Consider the following 20,888-nt stretch of genomic DNA (forward strand, 5'->3'; position numbering starts at 1 on the left):
GCTTTATTTTGTGATTATTCATTTTCTTAAATATTCTATAAATGTCTTTATTGTTTGTTCATTAGTTCTATCTGATTGTGTAAGTGCCGTAAAATAAATATAATAATCGAACGGCGAGCCAATAGGCAACATTTCTATTAAGCCATTCAATATAAACGGATCATCTTCCAACATCAAACTTGATACAATACTTATTCCTAAACCCTCTGACACAGTTTTAATTAACACACTTGGATTATTAGTACGGAACACAATTTTCAATGGGCCGTTGTCATCTTCAAATTGCTTGAAATTGTGATGATAGAAATTGCGATCGTACAAAACAAATGGATATTCACGAATCGCTTTCATATCTACCGTGTTTTGCAATGATAATTTTGATTTTTTAGGCACAATCAACCTAAAATCTGTAGCAATATTCAATGAATGCGCTACAATGTGCTGCCCAAACTGTTCATTTTCAGCTTTACCAATCAATCCTATATCAACTACCTGAGCTTCAACCATTTTTAAAATTTCATCTCTATCACTTTCGATTACTTCCACTTCAATATGTGGATAATCTCTCTTAAATGCAGATAATGCTTTAGGAATAATTTTATTGAATAGTGTAGGAATCGTTGCAATTGTTAACGAACCCTCGATATTAGAATGCAACGCGTCTACCTCAGATAATAATTCACTACGCGCTTCAATAATATTAATCATTAACGGAATCAGTTTCTTCCCAACTTCAGTTGGCAAAGTCCCTTTACGTGATCGATTAAATATTTTATATCCTACTTCTGATTCTAGGTTTGCGATTGACTGACTCATCGCAGATTGACTGATATGCATAATATTTGCTGCTTTAACGATTGATTCCGTTTCATATATTTTTTGAATATAAGTTAATTGTTCAAAGTTCATTATTTCACCCCTTTTTACATAAGTAATACTTATACAAACATCATAAATTCTAATTTTACATTAGTGTATATTAATCATTATAATATATAGTGCATGAAAAATTAATTAAAGGACGGTCTTCGTATGTATGATAAACTCTGGTCAAAAGATTTTATCTCCGTTACAATTGTAAATTTTTTAATGTATTTGATTCATTATACATTAATCGTTACAGTCACTATATTTACTATTGATAAATATCACGCTTCAGAAAGTATGGGAGGATTAGCGGCAGGCATATTTATTATCGGTATGCTATTCGGACGTTTGGCTTCTGGACGTGTGATTGACAATTTGCAACCCAAAAAAGTGCTGCTCTTTGGGATTATCTTTTCTATCATAACTGTTGGCTTGTATTTCGCAATTCATAGCCTGTTAATTTTAATGTTTGTCCGACTATTACATGGCATTGCCTTTGGGTTATCTTCAACTGCAACCGGTACGATTTCATCAAGAATTATTCCAGAAAAGCGCAAAGGTGAAGGTATTGGTTATTATGCACTTAGTGTAACAACTGCATCGGCTATTGGCCCTTTTTGCGGTATCATATTAAATCAACAATTTGGTTTTCAATCTATCTTTATAGTTAGTCTTATCGTTATTGTCGCCGCTTTAATTGTGGCATTATTGATCAAAGAATTACCAAAAGTATCTGTTCAAACATCTAATACTGAGAAAGTCACTGGCGTTGCTGCATATATTCAAAAAGAAGCCCTACCAATTTCATTTGTTATTATTTTCGTAGGTATTGCTTATTCAAGCGTTTTATCATTCTTAACGGTTTACACAGAACAAATTAACCTTGCAACAGCCTCAAGTTTCTTTTTTGTTGTTTATGCAGTGAGCACCTTTGTAACTCGTCCATTCACAGGTAAAATTTACGATAACTATGGTGAAAATAAGGTCATGTACCCTGTGTTAATCAGCTTTATCATCGGTCTAATACTATTAAGTTTAACGCACACAAGTATTTCATTACTCATTGCTGCAGTGTTTATTGGGATCGGCTATGGTACGATAGTGCCCACTGCCCAAGCCATTGCTATTCAACAATCACCTACTGATAAAATCGGCTTAGCTACATCTACGTTTTATATGTTTGCAGATTTCGGTGCAGGCATTGGACCTTTTGTGCTAGGCGTTGTCATTCCATTGATGGGATACCGAAATCTATACTTAACTATGGCAGTTTTAGTAATTGTTTCGATAGTACTTTATTACTTTATGCATGGTAAACAACGTGCTCGTCAACCATATTAATATGTTCTAAATTGTATAAAAGGAAAGGAAGTAATAATTTTATTAACTCCCTTCCACAAAATAGACAAACCTTAGGTGATAGTTTGAACTGACCCCAAATAGTGGGAATGAAATAAAAACAAAATATAATGAGACTTGCCCAAATGAAAAACTAGAAATATTAAATCTATATGAAATAAATTACCTCGTATAGAATCAACACAGTTATTAAACATTTGGAACAAGCAACGGAACACGAATCACTGACATTAGAAGAACAATAAATAGCTGATGTGACATCATCTTTAGTTTCACAATTTAAATCACATCATAGAATAAGGAACAGCAATATCACCTGAATCGACGGTTTTACAAAACGCTGAAATAGACTTATACCAAAATTTCACAACTTTTTATGATTTATAAATAAAAAATCAAAAATAGACTAAGTTTTTCTACGAAGAAATAATAGACTCCATTTTAAAGTTTTCACTTTAAAATGGAGTCTATTAAAATATTTCATCTTATTTTATTCATTTAATTTATTCCCTTTATTTGGTAATGGCGTTTTTCTCAACATTGTAGCCATGTGCATTGTATTATAGGCAAGCCATTTGATATGTCTTTTAGTGAATTCATTTTCATGCTTTATATCCATATAAGAAGAACCGATGCCAGCTTCTTCTACCCAATACACATCAACATTTCGAGGAATCGTAAAACCAATATGTGATAAACGATAAATTAATTTATCGTTTTTTGTTTCTAGAATTAAAAATTTGGTAAAATATTCAATGATATTATTTTAAAAATAATTATGAAAAGAAGAGTTGAATATGAAAATACAAAAAAACCGTTATTTTGACGTAAAAAAAGTAGAATTTATAGAATTATTTTTTGACTTAATTTTTGTCTATGCAATTTCACAAATGTCTCACACAATATTGCACTTAGAACATGCCATAGTGCCTGGTATTTTATTTTTCAAATATGGCGTAATGTTATTTGTATTTGTATCTATTTGGAGTTATCAAACCATTTATACTAATAGATTTGGCTTAAATAATACTAGAGATCTTATGTTCCTTATGTTTAACATGTTTATTACAATTTATTTATCTAATAGTATAAACACAAATTTCGATAAAACTTATGAGGCATTTTTTCTATGTACTGCTATTTTGTTTTTAAGTATTGGACTCCAATATTTACTTACGTTTTCAGAAAACATTCTTCATGAAGAGAAAAAACTTTGTTTAGTTTACGGTTTAACTTCAATATTTTCTAGTATCCTGATTTTTATAGGTTATTTTATTCCTGGAGATACACATTATCATATGCTTTATATTGCTATAATATGTTGTTTACTCTTCCCTTTGTTTGGAATTAAAATATTGCAAAAATCACCAGTTAATATGCCACATCTAATAGAACGCTATAGCTTATTTACAATTATTATGTTTGGAGAAAGTATGGTTGGTTTAGGTTCATTGTTCAATATTCAACATTTTGAAATCATATCAATTTTCCAATTTTTAATTATTTTAGGACTATTTGGAAGCTATTGGATTAAATTAGAGTCCTTTATGAATCCAAAACAAAAGTCTACGGGTCTCAAACTATGTTACACACATATAATTATATTTTTTGCTTTAGGTTTAATTAATGCTAGCGAGATATTTTCAGAAGAGGTAAAAATTAATCCTACATTTGAAATTACGCTTACATTTGTAGCAATATCACTATTTTATCTTGGGATGTTATTGAACATGACGTACTTTCATCAAGTGTACAAAACAAAAAAACTGTATATTTATGTAGCAATCATCCTCATCTTATTCTATATCATTAATCTATTAATTCCTTTTCATAGTTTAACGTTTACAATTCTAGTATTTTTAACTGTTTCAACTATACTCGGTACATTTATGAAAATCCGTTATAACAATAAAGCTAGAGACATCACTATCACTGAGTAAAAATAAACGTCAAATGCTATATATCCATAGCATTTGACGTTTATTTGTTGTCATGAAATTTTATAACTTGTTTTCTATGATATGCTGCATTAACACGCTATTCCACTACGCATTGTAGATTTTCTCTCAAAGTTGTTCCCGTATACGCTTTTCTAAATAAGCCACGCTCTTGCAATATAGGAATTACTTTATCAATAAAAGCTTCAAACATATCTGGATAAGTGGGCGGCATAAGAGTAAAACCATCACAGCATTCCTCTTCAAACCATTCTTGCATCATATCTGCAACTGTTATTGGGTCTCCAACAATTGTTTTATGCCCCATCCATGTACTCACACGCTGTGCTAATTCTCTTAATGTAAGCGATTCTGTTTCTATAGTACTTCGTATCGCTTCATAGCGCGCTTTCGACACAACTTTTGTTGTTAAGTTATCATAAGACGGTAAAGATGGGACAACAGCGTCTAAATCCCATCCTTCAACACTTTGTCCGATACTTTGTTCAATCTGCTTAATTTTTTCATTTACATCTATGAAACGATCTAGTGCGGCTCTTATTTCTTTAGCTTCTTCCATCGTATCTGCAACATAAACTGTCAAACCTGGTAAAATCAATGGTCTACCTTCAGACTTATTAAGTTGCTCTGTTCGTTTCTCAATATCTTTCAAAAACCTCTTAGCGTCTGCCTTATTCCAAGCTACTGAAAAAATCATATCTACAGCTTTCGAAGCAAAATCACGACCTGGAATCGACGTACCAGCTTGACACAAAACCGGATATATTTGAGGGCTAGATGGTATATTTATAGGGCCTTTTACCTTAAAATAGTCTCCTTCATGATTAATTTCATTTACTAAGGACCACTCTATGCCTCTGCCAGACTTTCTATCATTTATTAATGCATGACTATCAAACGATTGCCACAATTGTTTCAATACATGTACAAATTCTTCTGCTTTTTTATACCTTTCATTTAAAGGAGGAAGTTGCGTCATTGAATGATTACTTGCTTCATTATCAAATTGTGAGGTAACAATATTAATACCGGCCCTCCCATGACTAATATGATCTAAACTACCTATTAAACGTGCTGTATTGTATGGATCATAAAATGTAGAAGATAACGTTGCTATTAACCCAATATGTTTCGTTATTTGTGAAATAGCAGTCAAGGTAGTGATAGGTTCTAAGAAATAAGATAAATGTCCTGTATTTTCTTGAGAAATATATTGCCCATCTGCTAAAAATATAGCATCTAAACAACCACGTTCTGCAATTTTAGCAATTTCTTGTTGGTATGTAATTTGCCCTATTTCATCAATCCTAGAGTTTTCTAGTCTCCATGAAGCAGGATGTAAACCCGTACTATAAATAAGTGAAACAATATGCATCTGATTCTTCATAATATTGTCTTCTAATCCCCTTATTACTATGAAATTTTTATCGCTATAATCTAACAAAATAAGATATTACGAAAAATTTCACAATATTTTAATTACACATAGTATATAAAAACAATTACTTTTATGCACCTAATTTAAATATTTTTTATACATAAAGATTATAATTAATACATTAAAAATAGCCACTAAATTCTTAAAGAAATTGAATTTAGTAGCTTAGAATTATTATTTTATTCATTTCACTGCAGACATACAACACACTTTTGATACTTTAATTTTTATAAAAATATAATCTTTTGACATATACTCAATCTCCTCGTAATAAGTAATTATATTCGAATTTGTTATCTGAGAAAATTATAGTTAAATTTCATATCTACCATAATTAACGAATGTCCAATAGTTAGATTTATAATAACATATAGAAATATACACAACATGTTGTTTTAGTATGTCATATCATATTTATTATACAGTAATTATATTTGTTCATAATACTAGCGTAATCTATCAGCTATTTATTTTTACTAAATATAAATAACAAAAAAGGGTGAGACAACGAATCCCCATTTAAATCAGGTCCTTATCCCATCCCTCAGCGTTATTATTTTATGTTTAATTTTGCTCTAGCCTTTTAATTTCTTTACAAGTGAAGATTTTAATCCCACTAGTCCAATTTTATCAACTTTCGCGTCGATGTCATGCCCGTCGTCAGGTTCAACTATTTTTATACTTTTTACTTTCGTACCTTGTTTAATTACAAATGATGTACCTTTTACTTTTAAATCTTTAATAACAGTAACAGCATCCCCGTCAACTAATTCCTGCCCATTCACATCTCTTGTAATTTGAGCTTCTTTGTTTTCATCATTTTCAGCTTCAGACCATTCGTGAGCACACATAGGACAAACGAATAAATTTCCATCTTCGTATGTATAACTTGAATCACACTCTGGACAATTAGGTAAAGTATATTCCATGCTTAAACCTCCATTAAATTATTGACTTGCTTTTAATCTACCATATTATAAAATATATCCTCTATTTTCTCTACTTTTTTATTAAAATCGTCAGTTATTTTTAACCTTATTTTTGTCTTAATTATGCTACCAAAGCCTACATGCTATATTTTTTAATAATGTTAATCATATTATTTTCTTATCTTTTCCACTTATCAATGCAAATAAAAATGTTTATTTGCATTGATAAGTGGAAAAGTACTTGTGTCACAAATCTTAAAGGAGGTTTTTATAATGAGTAAATTTGACGAGTTTAAAGACAAAGCAAAAGATAAGGTTGACGAAGTAAAGAATGATAAAGATAAGCAAAAAGAAGTGAAAGACCAAGCTTCAGATAAAGCAAAAGACTTAAAAGATAAATTTTAATTTTATAAACTAAAAATGAGCTGGGACATTAACTATTATGTCCCAGCTTATTTTGGTATTAATCGACTATTACAATAATAAAAACTAAACTACTAAATTCAAATATTAACCTAAATCAAGTTTTGTTTCTACTTCCTCTTTTACACTGTCAAAATCACATTCACTTTGGTCCAAGGGTTTACCTGTTTCTGCCACACTTTTTATACTTTGCAGTTGGAACTGCCAACCCGAAAAGTCTAAAATGATATGCGGAAAATCAAACGGTAAGAACTCATCTAATATAAGTACTGTTTCATATCCACTATCATACAAATCAAATCTTACTGCACCGGTATCCCATGTGTAACCAATAGCTACATTATCTTCGAATGCAGTAATTTCCATTTCCATATCGTCTTGGTCATCCATATGAAATGTCATCTTGCCACCAACTTTGCGTTCCTTAAATGATAATTGAGGAAACCATTTCTGAACCCCCTCAGTCGTGCTTAATAAATTAAAAATAGTTTCACTATCTTTCTCAATAGTTATTTTCAGTGTTTGATAAGCACCTTGGTCATCCTTTGCATATACAGCTTCCATTTCAATGTAACCTCCTCTCACAAATCAAAATTTAAATGTATTATTAAATATTGTCACAACACATATGGTAACTTCCTTAAATCTAGCAGAGCACAAAAATAATATTTTATTAAAATAACAGCTTTGTATTAATCCAGTCCTAGAATTGATGATCTAGCATTAAATGGCACATAAGAATCAGGTGTTTCACTCTACCATCTACTATTTAAATGACTACACAACCTAACACTCTACTTATATCCCTAGCTGTTTACTTCCAATTTACGCACTTTTCTTGTATATCTCAAATAAATTAATGCAAGTAGGATGAACCATATTGGTGACAAGATAATACCCATCCTCGTATCAGGTACAAGGAATAAAATAATTAAAATAAAAACAAAGAATAATTGAACCATTCTTGCCATATTTACGCCACCAGGTAACTTAAATGAACTTTTTTTATGATTCTCTGGATTTGATTTTACATATTTTGCATAAGCATGCATGATAAACATCCACACAACAACTAACAATATAGTTGATATTGCTGTTACATAAAAGAATACTTGAGTTGCATTAGGTATTAAGTAATTAAGCAATACTGTTATAGATAATAATGCACAAGTCACTAAAATTGCGATATACGGCACGCCTTTTTTATTCGTTTTCATCAGTAAATGATGTGTTTGCTTTTTCTCTGATAAGCCAAATAGAATTCTACTGTTCGCAAAGATACCACTATTACACGCAGAAGACGCAGCTGTTAATACTACAAAATTGATAAGCCCTGCCGCAAATGGCACACCAATTAATGCAAATAAGCTAACAAAAGGACTATTATTTGGATCAATATCTTGCCACGGAATAATAGACATCATTACCGCTAATGCTCCAACATAAAATAATAAAATTCTTATAGGTACACTATTAATTGCTTTCGGTATAGTCTTTTCTGGATTTTTAGTTTCTCCAGCTGTAATACCTAAAATTTCAATACCAGTAAACGAAAATACTACCATTTGGAAAGACATGAAAAAACCAGATGCTCCGTGTGGAAATAATGAGCCATTATTAAATACATTAGCTACACTCGTTTGTCCAAAAGGTGTCTGTATCGCAAATACTATCATTACAATACCTACAACAATCAAAGCGATTATTGTCACTACTTTTATAATTGCGAACCAAAATTCTAATTCACCAAACATTTTTGTACTTGTTAAATTAAATGCCATTAATATCAAAATACATGATAAAGACGTAATCCAGTTAGGTAAATCTGGTATCCAAAATTCTACATATTTTGCAACTGCTGTAATTTCAGCCATACCAGACGTAATCCAAGTTAACCAATATGTCCAACCAGTTACAAACCCCGCAAACGGACCTATTTGATCATGTGCGATGTCTGCAAATGTTTTGTACTCTGTGTTATGTAATAACATTTCTCCCATTGCACGCATAAACATAAACAATACGAAACCGACAATAATATAAGTTAGTAAAATGGATGGCCCCGTTAAACTTATGGATTGTCCTGCCCCTAAGAATAATCCTGTTCCAATAGCGCCACCAATCGCAATAAGTTGAATATGTCTATTGCTTAACTCTCTGTTTAAAGTATTCGTCATAAAACTAGCCCACCTCAGTTGTTTTTAAGCACGCTTAACATATGCTCTGTTTATTCCCCCTATGTCTTACTATAAATAAACTAATTTAAATATTGCATGCATATATCTCACAATGCTTGGTTGTATAATATTCTTTTTTTCTGAAAATTACAACTATTGGTTTAAAATTATTTAAATATCATTGAGTTTTTACAATTTTTTATTTTTCAACGCATTAATTGGTTAAAATATAAACATTTAAATTAACTGAGAATTAAATTTTATTTTTAGATAAAGCTTTTTATTAGCCATTATTTCACTTTTTATTAAAAAGTATTCAAATAATTCAAATAAATGTTTGTAATAGGTATCCTACTTCTATACACTGAATTAAACACTTCAGTAAAAATTGATTTCTGAGTGGATAGAAAGTTTGGTGTAAATGGAAAAAGATAAAAAGAAATTGTTACGTAAGATGGTCAAACCGTTTGAAAAAACGAGCTATACAAAAAGTACAATCCAAATAATCAATACAATAATTCCCCTCCTTGCGTTGTTAGTATCAAGTGGGTTTTTATATCAAGTACATTGGTCATTAGCAATTATTAGTAGTATATGTGCTTCAATCTTTTTAATTAGAACATTCATTATTTTTCATGATGCATGTCATGGTTCATATCTAAAAAAACAGAAGCATAATGATTTATTAGGTAATGTGACAGGTTTTTTAACCTTTTTTCCCTATCGAAAATGGCGTAGAGAACATTTAATGCATCATGCAGGTAGTGGGAATTTGGAGAAGCGTGGCATTGGAGATATTTGGGTCATGACAGTTGAAGAATATCAAATTTCGTCTCGTTTTAAACGTTTAACTTATAGATGTTATCGCAATCCATTTGTAATGTTTGTTTTAGGGCCGTTTTTCTTAGTATTTGTATCTAATCGCTTTAACGCAAAAGATGCTAAAACAAAAGAACGCACGAACACATGGCTCAATAATATTTTATTATTAATCATTTACGGTGGTCTTATTTACCTATTAGGGGCTAGCCAATTTTTTGCTATTTTTGCGCCTATGGTCTTTATTTCTGGAATGATAGGTATTTGGCTTTTTTACATTCAACATACCTTTGAAGATTCTTATTTTGAGGAATCTTCTGAGTGGGATTATGTTAAAGCAGCTATTGATGGTAGTTCATATTATAAATTACCAAAATTCATTCAATGGATAACTGGTAATATTGGATATCACCATGTCCATCATTTAAATCCTAGAATTCCAAATTATGCTTTAGAAGCTACGCATGACAATGTCACACCATTACATCATGCAACCTCAATTACGATTAGAGAAAGTTTCGCTTCGTTAAAATTTAAATTATATGATGAAAGTCATAAACGTTTTATCACATTTAAAGAATTTGCATTAAAACAAAAACAGCCTTCGTAAATACAATATTACTTATACGCAATCAAATATAATTACTTTAACACACTACTTGATTCTCAAATTTCATGAGGATTGAGTAGTTTTTTACATCCAAAACATTTCACGCGTCATTTTTTAAAATTCATAAAATAATTAATTTTTATAAGATTAGCTAAGCTAATCTTATTTTTATCATTTAATAAATTATTCAAAACAATTAATTATTACATTGCGTAAACATATAAAATAAATTATAATACTTATCTATATCACAATATAATATGAATTTTAAAAAGAGGAGTATGTTATGTTTATAAAGAAAAATGAAAAGTTTGGTATTCGCAAATATAAATTTGGAGCTGCGTCAGTACTTTTAGGTACTTGCCTAGCCATTGGTCTAAGTACTTCTGGGGAGGCAAAAGCATCAGAGTCTACGAATGAAGAAACAAAAATCGATTCAAATAATCAAAATAGTGCAGCACAAAGTGAAAACAATACATCAAATGAGGTTGCTATTAACAATGAAATAACTGCACCTAATGATACAGCGTTAAATAAAAATGATATGGAAAATACGGAATCCGTTAACAATGATAAAAGAATAGAAGCAGATGAAACTTTAAAAATTGAAGATAACACTAAACTAGAAGAATCACCTCTAGAAAATATGAACGATAAAAACGAAAATGCTAAATTAGATACGAACAGCAACAATAAAGATGCTAATTCTGGTGAACAAACACCATCTAACTCTGCACCAACTTCTAGCGAAACCCATACGCAAAATGAAACTACGCAATCTGCCACTACATCTGAACAAAACACACCACAGAAAAATGAAGTAAGTGAACCTAAGAAAGATGAAGCACAACTATCATCAATTGAAAACATTGCTTCACCAAAACGCACAATCTCTACATATAATGCTACGAATCCAAACCTTGAAGTAGCTAGTAATGAGAATGGAGTTGGTAAAGACGTAAGTGATAAAATTACTGTGGTTAATAGCAATATTGAATCGAATGCTACAATCAGACCACATAATGGTGAAAGATCAACTTTAAACTATGAATTAACATTTGGGGAAGGTGTTAAAGAAGGAGATTATTTCGACATTTCACTTTCTAATAATGTAAATACTCGTGGCGTATCTGCGATAAGTAAAGTTCCAGAAATTAAAAATGGAGAAACAGTTATTGCAAATGGCAGTATTTTAGAAGACGGAAAAATTAGATATAGATTCACAGATTACGTAAATAATAGAGAGAATATAAAAACAAACCTGTCTTTAAATTTATTTATTGATCCTAAAACTGTTCCTCACGATAGTAATCAATCAATTATCGCGACAATAAATGGACAAAAAACTCAAAAAGATGTATATATAAAATATCTAAATGGTATAAATAATGTTGGTTTAAGTGTTAATGGTAGTATCGTTTCATTGAATAAACAAAATAATACTTTTACACACCTTGCTTATATTAATCCAAATAATTTTAAAATACCTGCCGCTACTGTCTATGGTCAAATCATTAACGGAAATAAACAAGACGGCAACCTGCCCTCTGTAAAAGTCTTTAAAGTAATGAAGCCTAATGAATTAAATCAAAGTATATACGCTGACACGTCAGATACTTCAATGTTTCAAGATGTTACTAACGACATTAATTTAAATGTTACTAATGGTAATTATCAAATAGACTTTGATAATTTAGATAGTGTCTATGTAGTCAAATTTGATAGCACTTATGATGGTGATGCACAATCGTTAACTTTTAGAACAACACTTTCAGGATTCTCGCCATATTATGAAGATTATTACACACAAGCAAGTTGGAATAATGGCGTATTATTCTATCAAAACAAAGCTGATGGAGAAGGGTCTGACCCGAAACCTAAACCTGAACCAATGCCAGATCCTGAGCCGACACCTGATCCTGAACCAACGCCGGATCCTGAGCCAACGCCGGACCCTGAGCCAACACCTGATCCTGAGCCAACGCCGGATCCTAAACCGACACCTGATCCTGAGCCGACACCTGATCCTGAACCAACGCCGGATCCTGAGCCAACACCTGATCCTGAACCAACACCTGATCCTGAGCCAACGCCGGACCCTGAACCAACGCCTGATCCTGAGCCAACGCCGGATCCTGAGCCGACACCGGATCCTGAGCCAACGCCGGACCCTGAGCCAACACCTGATCCTGAACCAACGCCGGATCCTGAACCGACACCTGATCCTGAACCGACACCTGATCCTGAACCAACGCCTGATCCTGAACCAACGCCGGATCCTGAGCCAACGCCGGACCCTGAGCCAACACCTGATCCTGAGCCGACACCTGATCCTGAACCAACGCCTGATCCTGAACCAACGCCTGATCCTGAGCCAACGCCGGACCCTGAGCCAACACCTGATCCTGAACCAACGCCAGATCCTGAGCCAACACCGGACCCTGAACCAACGCCGGACCCTGAGCCGACACCTGATCCTGAGCCGACACCTGATCCTGAACCAACGCCGGATCATGAACCAACGCCGGACCCTGAGCCAACGCCGGATCCTGAACCAACACCGGACCCTGAACCAACGCCGGATCCTGAGCCAACGCCGGATCCTGAGCCAGCAACTAAAGATAATGAAATTAAAGTTTCACCTAATCATCACAATAATGTGGTTAAATTAGATTCACAAAAAAATACAAAGTTAAATATACAGGCTATCAATACTAGTACAGCAGTAAAATCTAGCCAAAATGCCACAAATACAAAAGCAGAAACGTATATTCCAAAAACAAAACCTTCACAGTCAACAACTGAAAAGAAACAATTACCTGATACCGGTGAAAAAGAACGCAATACAACTATTTGGAGTAGTTTATTACTATTATTAGGTTCCACACTACTCATCTTTAGAAAAAAGAAACAAGAAGAAAAGTAAAACTTCTCAATAAAAAAATATAAAATGACTTATTCACTGTCATGAGGTGAAATTTAAAACATAAATATATTGGTCTTCACAATTTTTCATGAGAAATATCTAAAGTTAATAATCGAATCAATTTAAAACGTTTTATTAGTATATTACTTATCGTTTCATATTTAAAATACGCTTCAAGAAATAACCTAAAAAGTTACTTTCTTGAAGCGTATTTTTCATAACCTAAAACAAAACTTCGGTAGATATATTCATTCATATTATAATTAAACCGATAAATTTATTTTATCGTGAATTCTTTTAATGTCTTCTGGTGTTGTTTGGCAACAACCACCAACTATTTTAACATCATGTCTTAACCAATCTGGAATCTGTTCAACTATCAAGTGGCTATCCCCCATACTCTCCCATTGTTTTGTGTCCGCATTATATTTTGCGCCGCCATTAGGATATAGCGCAATTGTCTGTGGTAAAATAGTAAGCCCTTTTCCCATAGCTTGATTGACCCCTGCTACAGATGAACAATTAATACCAAAAACTGGAATTTCTTTTTTATATTTTTGGATAAACTCACATAAATCTTCGAATTTTGTACCATCAGACAAGTCGCCTAAATCATTTACCGTTACAGATAACCAAAATGTTTGGTCCGTATAGTGTGGAACAATATACTCAACAATAGCTTTAATCTCTTCAAAGTTTGGCACCGTCTCAAAAACAAAGTCATGCACCCCTCTTGTAATTAATGCGTCTATACGTGAACGGTGAAAATTAAAATAATCCTCGTTACTTAATTCATAATCACCTGTATACTCAGAACCATCACTTAAATATGCACCATAAGGTCCTAAACTACCAACGATTACTTGCTTATATGTACTCGAATCCATGATTTGATCAACCGCTGTAGTAAATAGTTGTTCTATTTCAACATCTTTTAGTCCAATATCTGAAAATGTTTGATAACTTGCTTGATATGTACTCGTAAGTAATATGTCTGCCCCTGCATCTGTAAATGATTGGTGCGCTGCTTTAATTTTTACAGGATTATTTTTCAATACTTCACTCGACCATAATGATGAATTTAAATTACACCCTGCTTGTTCTAATGTTGTTGCTAATCCACCATCTAACACTAGTGGCGATTGAGCTTCTAACTTTTCTAATAATCTCATTTATTTGCCTCATTTCTTGTGGTACTTAATAAAATAGTATAATAATGCGATTGCTGCAAAAGGCACACCGAAATAAAGCGCTGGTGCTTGATTAGAGTCAAAAACCATCCCAACACACGATACTAAACACAAAATAAATCCAATAATAGGTACTGATTGATGTATTTTCAAACTATGATCAACTCTTTTGGCATTAAAGTAAGAAACACATATACTCATCCAAACAATTACTACGGCTAAACCAGCAATAGATACAAGTACTACATATAGTGAATCCGCTGCATAAACACTTGATAATAAAGCTAACAAACCACCTATCATACTAAATAACGTTGCATTTACAGGCATTCGATATTTATTTAAACGCCCAAACCATTTAGGAAACACACCTTCATTTGATAAACTCCATATCATTCTACTTGCAGCATATAACCCTGAATTAGCAGCAGATAATAAAGCCGTAATAATCACTAAATTCATAATGTCCCCAGCATATGGAATCCCCATTTTTTGAAAAATCACCACGAAGGGACTTTCTAAGGATTTCCCTTGATAACTAGGGATTAATATCGAGATAATAACCATCGTTCCTATAAAGAAAATAACTAGTCTCCATAAAGTGGCGCGTATCGCCTTAGGAATAACTTGCTTAGGTTTTTCAGTTTCACCAGCCGCAATTCCTATTAACTCTGTTCCACTAAAAGCATAATTCACAGCCAACATTGTTAAAAATACTGCCCCTATTCCATTAGGAAAAGTAGGATGAGTGTATCTCTGCGTAATTGTATTTATTCCTTCATATCCATTGTAATGGATTATACCTAAGATGACGCAAATACCTAAAATAATAAACACAATAATCGTAATCACTTTTACCATCGAAAAATAAAATTCAACTTCTGCATAGAACCTTGTCGATATGATATTAAAAATCAATACCAATATAATCGCACTGGCAGCAAATATGTATTCAGGTATTTCAGGAAACCATTTTTGCATCAAAATACCAACGGCAGTAAATTCAGATCCTAATGCTACCGTCCACGTTAGCCAATAAAACCATGCAACAATGTACCCTACTGAAGGGTGAATATATTTGCTAGCATATGTATGAAATCCTCCAGTTACAGGATGTTTAATGGCTAATTGTCCCAAACAAAGCATAACTAAGTATACGAGGGTTGAACCTACTAAGTAAGACAACACAGTACCTAGTGGACCTGCTTGCTGTAATGTATATCCAGAACTTAAAAATAAACCTGTACCAATGACACCGCCAAAACTCAATAACATAAGATGACGTTGTTTCATAGCACGTTTAAATGTCGTTTGTTCCATTTTATGTGCTCCTTATCTTTAAGTACTAAATATATAATTTTTTATATTATTAATCATTCTATTTATTTCTGAAAATTTAGTCAATATAAAGTTGCAAAATACACTACTTAAAATTCAAACACCATTGTATACACACCAGTAAATAATTTAAATAAGTAAGCGCTATCTTTTTAACTGAATTTTCAAACTTTTATAAAAATTCAGTTTTTAGTATTGATTTTCATTCTTCACACCCTTACCATGAAATATAAGTAACAGATAAAGGAGATATGTAATGACAGAATATAATGATTTAGTAACTTCAACACAGCAAATTACGAAAGAAGCTTTACATAAATTAGGTTTTGACGATGGCATGTATGAACTCATCAAAGAACCTTTAAGATTTTTAGAAGTACGTATCCCAGTCCGTATGGATGACGGTACGGTTAAAACATTTACCGGTTATCGTGCACAGCATAATCATGCCGTTGGTCCTACTAAAGGTGGTATCCGTTTCCATCCCGATGTAAATAAAGAAGAAGTTAAAGCGTTATCCATGTGGATGACAATGAAATGTGGCATCACCAACCTACCATTTGGTGGTGGAAAAGGCGGTATTATCTGCGATCCTAGACAAATGAGCAACCAAGAATTAGAACGTTTATCTCGCGGTTATGTTAAAGCTATTTCACAATTTGTTGGACCTGAGAGCGATATCCCAGCACCGGATGTTTATACAAACCCGCAAATTATGTCTTGGATGATGGATGAATATAGTAAGATTAATCGTTCCAACGCCTTTGCATTTATTACGGGTAAACCCCTTTCTTTAGGCGGTTCACAAGGCCGTAACCGTGCCACTGCGCTAGGTGCAGTCATCACAATTGAAGAAGCAACAAAGCGTAGAAATATTGATATTAAAGGGTCTCGTGTGGCGATTCAAGGCTTTGGTAATGCTGGAAGCTTTATCGCAAAAATCTTACATGATATGGGTGCTAAAATTGTAGCCATATCTGAAAGTTTCAGAGCGCTGCATGACCCGAATGGTTTAGATGTTGATCGTCTAGTTGAACTTAAAGAGCAACATGGCAGAGTCACACACCTATTTGATGATAATATACCTAAAGAACAATTATTTGAGGTTGATTGTGACATCTTAGTCCCTGCTGCACTATCTAATCAAATCACTGAGGATAATGCGCATCAAATTAAAGCAAAAATTATCGCTGAAGCAGCTAATGGACCGACTACCCCAGAAGCGACACGTATTTTAACTGAGCGTGATGTCTTAATTATCCCTGATGTCTTAGCTAGTGCTGGTGGCGTAACCGTCTCTTACTTTGAATGGGTACAAAATAATCAAGGTTACTATTGGCCAGAAGCGGAAGTTAATATGAAGCTACGTGAAAAAATGGTTGAAGCGTTTAATACAATATATGACTTAGCAGAAGATAGAAAAATGGATATGCGTTTAGCTGCTTATGTATTAGGAATCAAACGTACTGCTGAAGCATCACGTTTCCGCGGTTGGGCTTAATGCTTAATACGTATCACACAAATTCATAAAACATATCAATAAAACTTGTTTATAACATCCACTGACGTTAAATGACGCTAGTGGATGTTTTATTTATTTATCACTAGCTTATTACTAACAATGCACTACTTACTCCCCTTGCATAGTAACTTTTCTATTTAAAATTATTTAATTAACACTTCCCGCTTATAGAAATTCGAATTTTCAGATTTATTTGAAATATAAAATAATAATCTATATACTTATTTACAATAAAGGGGAGGATATACATTATGAAAAATAATATTTACGGTAATGTTCCATGTTTTTTAAATAGTAAGAACCTAACTCAAATAAATACTTTAGACACAGATGTCATCGTTTATGGTGCACCGTTTGAAGGTGAAAGTACTTGGGGGAATTATACTGGAGTTGAATTAGGACCAAAACAAATACGTGTTTGTTCCGCGCGTTACAGTCAATATTTGCCCGAGTTAAATCATATTGATATCAGCGAACACTTAACTATTGGAGATGTGGGCGATGTTCCATTTGTAGCACACGACAACAAACAAAGCTATGATAATATTGCTAATTTCACTAAACCACTTTGGGAAAGTGGAAAGTTCTTAGTAGGGTTTGGCGGTGAACACGGTGTTACATATCCTATCCTTAAATCTTTAACAGAAACTGGTAAGAAAGTAGGCATCATACATTTAGATGCCCATTACGATAATATGCCGGACTATGAAGGTGAGCCTTATGCGCGTAATACACCTTTCATGCACCTTTATAATACCGATGGCATACGAAATGAAAGTATTATTCACACAGGTATTCACGGTCCTCGAAATCAACCTGCTACAGGTCGTTATGCTCAACAAGCAGGGGCTGTTACTTTAACAATTAATGATATTCGTGAAGCTCAAGATTTAAAAAAGTATGCACATGACATTTATGAACAAGCAAGTCAAGATGTTGATGTTGTGTATTTAACAATTTGCAGTGATGTATTGGATTTTGCCTTTAATCCAGGAGGACCCGTAGATGGTAACGGCATTACCTCTTATGAATTATTAACAATGATTCATGAATTTGGTAAATTAGGTCTTTGTGGCATGGATTATGTAGAAGTATATCCAATGATGGATGCCAACCAAAACTCAGCTCACTTTGTCTCTACAGCAGTACTATATGTGCTTGCTGGCCACGTCGCTTATTTAAATCAATCAAAATAATTTGAGGAGTGGTTTAATTGTTAAAAAGTGCTAAGAAAATTTTACGTTCACTTGGTCCAGGAATGATTATTACAGCCTCTTTCATTGGTCCAGGCACTGTGACGACCATGACTCAAGGTGGCGCAGGATTTGGCTATAGTTTACTTTGGGCGGTAGTATTTTCCATCATCGCTACAATTGTACTGCAAGAAATGATTATTCGGTTATCACTTGTCACCCGTGAGGGCTTGGGTGAGGCCATCCAAGACTTATTTAAAAATAAACTTGGCAAGTTGATTATAGTTTGGTTCACTTTAATTGCTGTAACCATTGGTTGTGCAGCATATATCAGTGGTGACTTGATTGGCACCTCACTTGGTGCTTCCTATTTATTAAATTTGCCTGAACATTGGGTAGCACCCGTAATCGGTGTCATTATCTTACTCATCGGCTTATTTGGTAATTATCGTTTTTTAGAAAAAATAATGATCCTACTCATGGTTATTATGGGTATGATATTTATTACTACTATGATTGTTATTAAGCCAGATGTTATAGGTATCTTAAAAGGTATCTTTGTACCTACAATACCAAATGGTTCAATCCTCACGGTCATTGCACTTATTGGTACAACCGTTGTGCCTTACAACTTCTTCATCCATTCCACTGCAGTCCATGAACGATTTGGTCACATAAAAGAATTAAAATTTGCACGTTGGGATACAGTCATCTCCATCTCAGTTGGTGGTATTATATCCGCAGCGATATTAATCTCTGCAGCCACTTTAATCCAAGGTAAAGAGGTCACAAGTGTGATACAACTCGCAGGACCACTAGAACCCGTGTTAGGTGATGCGGCTCCAATCGCAATCAGTGTTGGTTTGTTTGCTGCAGGTCTATCGTCAGCTATTGCTTCACCCACAGGTGCTGCCGCTACTATTAGCAGCCTACTCGGATGGCAAGGTGGTATGAAGAGTAAAAAGTATAAGGCAGTATTTACTATTATTATCATTATAGGTATTATCACTTCGGCCTTAGGCTTTGAACCGCTTCAAGTATTACTCATTGCTCAAGCCTTAAATGGTATCATTTTACCTATTGTGGCCATTTTAATTTTTATTATTATTAATAAGAAGAACTTAATGGGTCACTTTACGAATACCATTTGGCTTAATATTATCGGAGGAATAGTGGTTTTAGTCGTAAGCTTTTTAGGTATTTATAGTTTAATAGATGCTATTAGTACTTTTATGTCTTAACCTTTTATAATCAAGTATCATCGTCTTACATTCTCTGTACAACTTCTAAATATAACTTTTCAAGCTACTAATCAACTGTATTCACGGAAGATTAGTAGTTTTTTGTTTTTATAGCGTAAATTAGAACTTTTCTATTTTCCCACGTGCATAAATAATAGCGTAAAATAGCGCTTCAACTTCAAATCAACCTAGATATGTAATCTTTACTTATATAAACAATGTTGTTTCTCTATCGCTGACAACTACGCTTTAACCTTATTAGGAACATGATAAAAAAGTACCTCGTATTACATAAAATAGCTAACTAAATTACATAGTAAACCCCTCATTACCTTTATTATGTAATGAGGGGCTTATATTCATATGATCATACTATATAATGATTTCACATCTGTTATTAAGCTAGTATTTGCTTTAGTTGTTCAAACATTTTATTATATCCTTCTTCTGATTGCTTTTTAGTATCTTCCTTTAATTGTTCGTATGATTGCTTGTTCATTGTGTCGTTTAAAGGTACTTTTAAACCTTGATTAAATTTAACTTGTGTTTCATTTTCTAAGTCTATAAACTCAATGGTTATGATATCTTCTAAATCACTAAATTGAGGCATTTTAAATGAGTACATCAATTTATATGGTTTTACAATATCCATATATGTACCTGTCGCTTTATATGTTTTACCTTCTCTTTCATCAACTATCTCCCACTCACCATTAATTTCAAACTGGTTCTGTGCGATTTTATTTGTTTTCTTAGAAGTATATAACCATTGCTTGAAAATCTTTGGTTCTGTCCATGCCTCAAACACTTTTTCAACCGAAGCGTTCACTTTAAATTCTATATCTAAATTTACGATTTCCCATTCCACAACAGTCATCCCCTTAGTATCATTAGTTAC

17 protein-coding genes are annotated in these 20,888 nt (G+C 33.1%); 8 read left to right on the forward strand and 9 right to left on the reverse strand.

Annotation, left to right across the window (positions count from 1 at the left end):
• Nucleotides 1-18 precede the first annotated feature (18 nt).
• Nucleotides 19-909 carry a LysR family transcriptional regulator gene (locus LG295_RS11815; protein WP_107531597.1) on the reverse strand — a complete coding sequence of 297 codons (891 nt, stop codon included), beginning with the start codon at nt 907-909 and terminating at the stop codon, nt 19-21.
• Nucleotides 910-1,032: 123 nt separating this feature from the next.
• Between LG295_RS11815 and LG295_RS11820 the strand changes: the two genes are divergently transcribed.
• Nucleotides 1,033-2,208 carry an MFS transporter gene (locus LG295_RS11820; RefSeq protein ID WP_107531598.1) on the forward strand — a complete coding sequence of 392 codons (1,176 nt, stop codon included), beginning with the start codon at nt 1,033-1,035 and terminating at the stop codon, nt 2,206-2,208.
• Nucleotides 2,209-2,716: 508 nt separating this feature from the next.
• Here LG295_RS11820 and LG295_RS11825 read toward each other — a convergent pair.
• Nucleotides 2,717-2,884 (reverse strand): hypothetical protein, encoded by a 168-nt coding sequence (locus tag LG295_RS11825; RefSeq protein ID WP_318832378.1) that lies wholly within the window; start codon nt 2,882-2,884, stop codon nt 2,717-2,719.
• 139 nt (nt 2,885-3,023) lie between these two features.
• Here LG295_RS11825 and LG295_RS11830 point away from each other — a divergent pair, with 139 nt between their 5' ends.
• On the forward strand, nt 3,024-4,166 hold the full coding sequence (locus LG295_RS11830; protein ID WP_318832377.1) for a low temperature requirement protein A: 1,143 nt from the start codon (nt 3,024-3,026) through the stop codon (nt 4,164-4,166).
• 97 nt (nt 4,167-4,263) lie between these two features.
• Here the strand turns inward: LG295_RS11830 and LG295_RS11835 are convergent, their stop codons facing one another.
• Both LG295_RS11835 and LG295_RS11840 read right to left on the reverse strand, forming a co-directional pair.
• The gene (locus LG295_RS11835; protein WP_318832376.1) at nt 4,264-5,571 is read right to left on the reverse strand and encodes an NtaA/DmoA family FMN-dependent monooxygenase; all 1,308 of its coding nucleotides are present in this window, start codon (nt 5,569-5,571) and stop codon (nt 4,264-4,266) included.
• Between the two features lie 626 nt (nt 5,572-6,197).
• Nucleotides 6,198-6,551 (reverse strand): zinc ribbon domain-containing protein YjdM, encoded by a 354-nt coding sequence (locus LG295_RS11840; protein ID WP_318832375.1) that lies wholly within the window; start codon nt 6,549-6,551, stop codon nt 6,198-6,200.
• Nucleotides 6,552-6,824: 273 nt separating this feature from the next.
• Between LG295_RS11840 and LG295_RS11845 the strand changes: the two genes are divergently transcribed.
• On the forward strand, nt 6,825-6,956 hold the full coding sequence (locus LG295_RS11845) for a hypothetical protein (protein ID WP_017723505.1): 132 nt from the start codon (nt 6,825-6,827) through the stop codon (nt 6,954-6,956).
• A 105-nt stretch (nt 6,957-7,061) separates the two neighbouring features.
• On the opposite strand, the gene LG295_RS11850 is transcribed toward LG295_RS11845, so the two are convergent.
• Together LG295_RS11850 and LG295_RS11855 are read right to left on the reverse strand one after the other, a co-directional pair.
• Complete coding sequence (locus LG295_RS11850; RefSeq protein WP_318832374.1) at nt 7,062-7,538, reverse strand: SRPBCC domain-containing protein; 477 nt, start codon at nt 7,536-7,538, stop codon at nt 7,062-7,064.
• A 242-nt stretch (nt 7,539-7,780) separates the two neighbouring features.
• Nucleotides 7,781-9,151, reverse strand: a complete 1,371-nt coding sequence (locus tag LG295_RS11855) for an amino acid permease (RefSeq protein ID WP_325999536.1) — start codon at nt 9,149-9,151, stop codon at nt 7,781-7,783.
• A gap of 421 nt (nt 9,152-9,572) precedes the next feature.
• Between LG295_RS11855 and LG295_RS11860 the strand changes: the two genes are divergently transcribed.
• Together LG295_RS11860 and LG295_RS11865 are read left to right on the forward strand one after the other, a co-directional pair.
• Nucleotides 9,573-10,580 (forward strand): fatty acid desaturase, encoded by a 1,008-nt coding sequence (locus LG295_RS11860; RefSeq protein ID WP_325999537.1) that lies wholly within the window; start codon nt 9,573-9,575, stop codon nt 10,578-10,580.
• Between the two features lie 286 nt (nt 10,581-10,866).
• Nucleotides 10,867-13,506: a fibrinogen-binding adhesin SdrG C-terminal domain-containing protein gene (locus LG295_RS11865; RefSeq protein ID WP_404475971.1), complete on the forward strand. Its 2,640-nt coding sequence runs from the start codon at nt 10,867-10,869 to the stop codon at nt 13,504-13,506.
• 263 nt (nt 13,507-13,769) lie between these two features.
• Here LG295_RS11865 and mmuM read toward each other — a convergent pair whose 3' ends face one another.
• Together mmuM and LG295_RS11875 are read right to left on the reverse strand one after the other, a co-directional pair.
• Nucleotides 13,770-14,678 carry a homocysteine S-methyltransferase gene (mmuM, locus tag LG295_RS11870; protein ID WP_107530565.1) on the reverse strand — a complete coding sequence of 303 codons (909 nt, stop codon included), beginning with the start codon at nt 14,676-14,678 and terminating at the stop codon, nt 13,770-13,772.
• 9 nt (nt 14,679-14,687) lie between these two features.
• Nucleotides 14,688-16,016, reverse strand: coding sequence for an amino acid permease (locus LG295_RS11875; RefSeq protein ID WP_318832370.1), 1,329 nt, complete (start codon nt 16,014-16,016; stop codon nt 14,688-14,690).
• A 274-nt stretch (nt 16,017-16,290) separates the two neighbouring features.
• Here LG295_RS11875 and LG295_RS11880 point away from each other — a divergent pair, with 274 nt between their 5' ends.
• The 3 genes from LG295_RS11880 (at nt 16,291) to LG295_RS11890 (ending at nt 19,990) form a co-directional block, all read left to right on the forward strand.
• The gene (locus LG295_RS11880) at nt 16,291-17,535 is read left to right on the forward strand and encodes a Glu/Leu/Phe/Val dehydrogenase (protein WP_318832369.1); all 1,245 of its coding nucleotides are present in this window, start codon (nt 16,291-16,293) and stop codon (nt 17,533-17,535) included.
• Nucleotides 17,536-17,807: 272 nt separating this feature from the next.
• On the forward strand, nt 17,808-18,752 hold the full coding sequence (locus tag LG295_RS11885; protein WP_318832368.1) for an agmatinase family protein: 945 nt from the start codon (nt 17,808-17,810) through the stop codon (nt 18,750-18,752).
• Nucleotides 18,753-18,769: 17 nt separating this feature from the next.
• Nucleotides 18,770-19,990 carry an Nramp family divalent metal transporter gene (locus tag LG295_RS11890; RefSeq protein ID WP_107530561.1) on the forward strand — a complete coding sequence of 407 codons (1,221 nt, stop codon included), beginning with the start codon at nt 18,770-18,772 and terminating at the stop codon, nt 19,988-19,990.
• A 397-nt stretch (nt 19,991-20,387) separates the two neighbouring features.
• On the opposite strand, the gene LG295_RS11895 is transcribed toward LG295_RS11890, so the two are convergent.
• Nucleotides 20,388-20,867 carry an SRPBCC family protein gene (locus LG295_RS11895; protein ID WP_318832367.1) on the reverse strand — a complete coding sequence of 160 codons (480 nt, stop codon included), beginning with the start codon at nt 20,865-20,867 and terminating at the stop codon, nt 20,388-20,390.
• Nucleotides 20,868-20,888: the final 21 nt, after the last annotated feature.

This window comes from Staphylococcus pseudoxylosus (genome assembly GCF_044794325.1).
Lineage (GTDB): Bacteria > Bacillota > Bacilli > Staphylococcales > Staphylococcaceae > Staphylococcus > Staphylococcus pseudoxylosus.

Excerpts from the sequence above, each read along its gene's own strand:
- LG295_RS11845 (WP_017723505.1), top strand. The coding sequence starts at position 6,825 with ATGAGTAAATTTGACGAGTTTAAAGACAAAGCAAAAGATAAGGTTGAC.
- LG295_RS11835 (WP_318832376.1), bottom strand. The coding sequence starts at position 5,571 with ATGAAGAATCAGATGCATATTGTTTCACTTATTTATAGTACGGGTTTA.
- LG295_RS11855 (WP_325999536.1), bottom strand. The coding sequence starts at position 9,151 with ATGACGAATACTTTAAACAGAGAGTTAAGCAATAGACATATTCAACTT.
- LG295_RS11820 (WP_107531598.1), top strand. The coding sequence starts at position 1,033 with ATGTATGATAAACTCTGGTCAAAAGATTTTATCTCCGTTACAATTGTA.
- LG295_RS11875 (WP_318832370.1), bottom strand. The coding sequence starts at position 16,016 with ATGGAACAAACGACATTTAAACGTGCTATGAAACAACGTCATCTTATG.
- LG295_RS11850 (WP_318832374.1), bottom strand. The coding sequence starts at position 7,538 with ATGGAAGCTGTATATGCAAAGGATGACCAAGGTGCTTATCAAACACTG.
- LG295_RS11860 (WP_325999537.1), top strand. The coding sequence starts at position 9,573 with ATGGAAAAAGATAAAAAGAAATTGTTACGTAAGATGGTCAAACCGTTT.
- LG295_RS11840 (WP_318832375.1), bottom strand. The coding sequence starts at position 6,551 with ATGGAATATACTTTACCTAATTGTCCAGAGTGTGATTCAAGTTATACA.
- LG295_RS11830 (WP_318832377.1), top strand. The coding sequence starts at position 3,024 with ATGAAAATACAAAAAAACCGTTATTTTGACGTAAAAAAAGTAGAATTT.
- mmuM (WP_107530565.1), bottom strand. The coding sequence starts at position 14,678 with ATGAGATTATTAGAAAAGTTAGAAGCTCAATCGCCACTAGTGTTAGAT.
- LG295_RS11815 (WP_107531597.1), bottom strand. The coding sequence starts at position 909 with ATGAACTTTGAACAATTAACTTATATTCAAAAAATATATGAAACGGAA.
- LG295_RS11865 (WP_404475971.1), top strand. The coding sequence starts at position 10,867 with ATGTTTATAAAGAAAAATGAAAAGTTTGGTATTCGCAAATATAAATTT.
- LG295_RS11880 (WP_318832369.1), top strand. The coding sequence starts at position 16,291 with ATGACAGAATATAATGATTTAGTAACTTCAACACAGCAAATTACGAAA.
- LG295_RS11885 (WP_318832368.1), top strand. The coding sequence starts at position 17,808 with ATGAAAAATAATATTTACGGTAATGTTCCATGTTTTTTAAATAGTAAG.
- LG295_RS11895 (WP_318832367.1), bottom strand. The coding sequence starts at position 20,867 with ATGACTGTTGTGGAATGGGAAATCGTAAATTTAGATATAGAATTTAAA.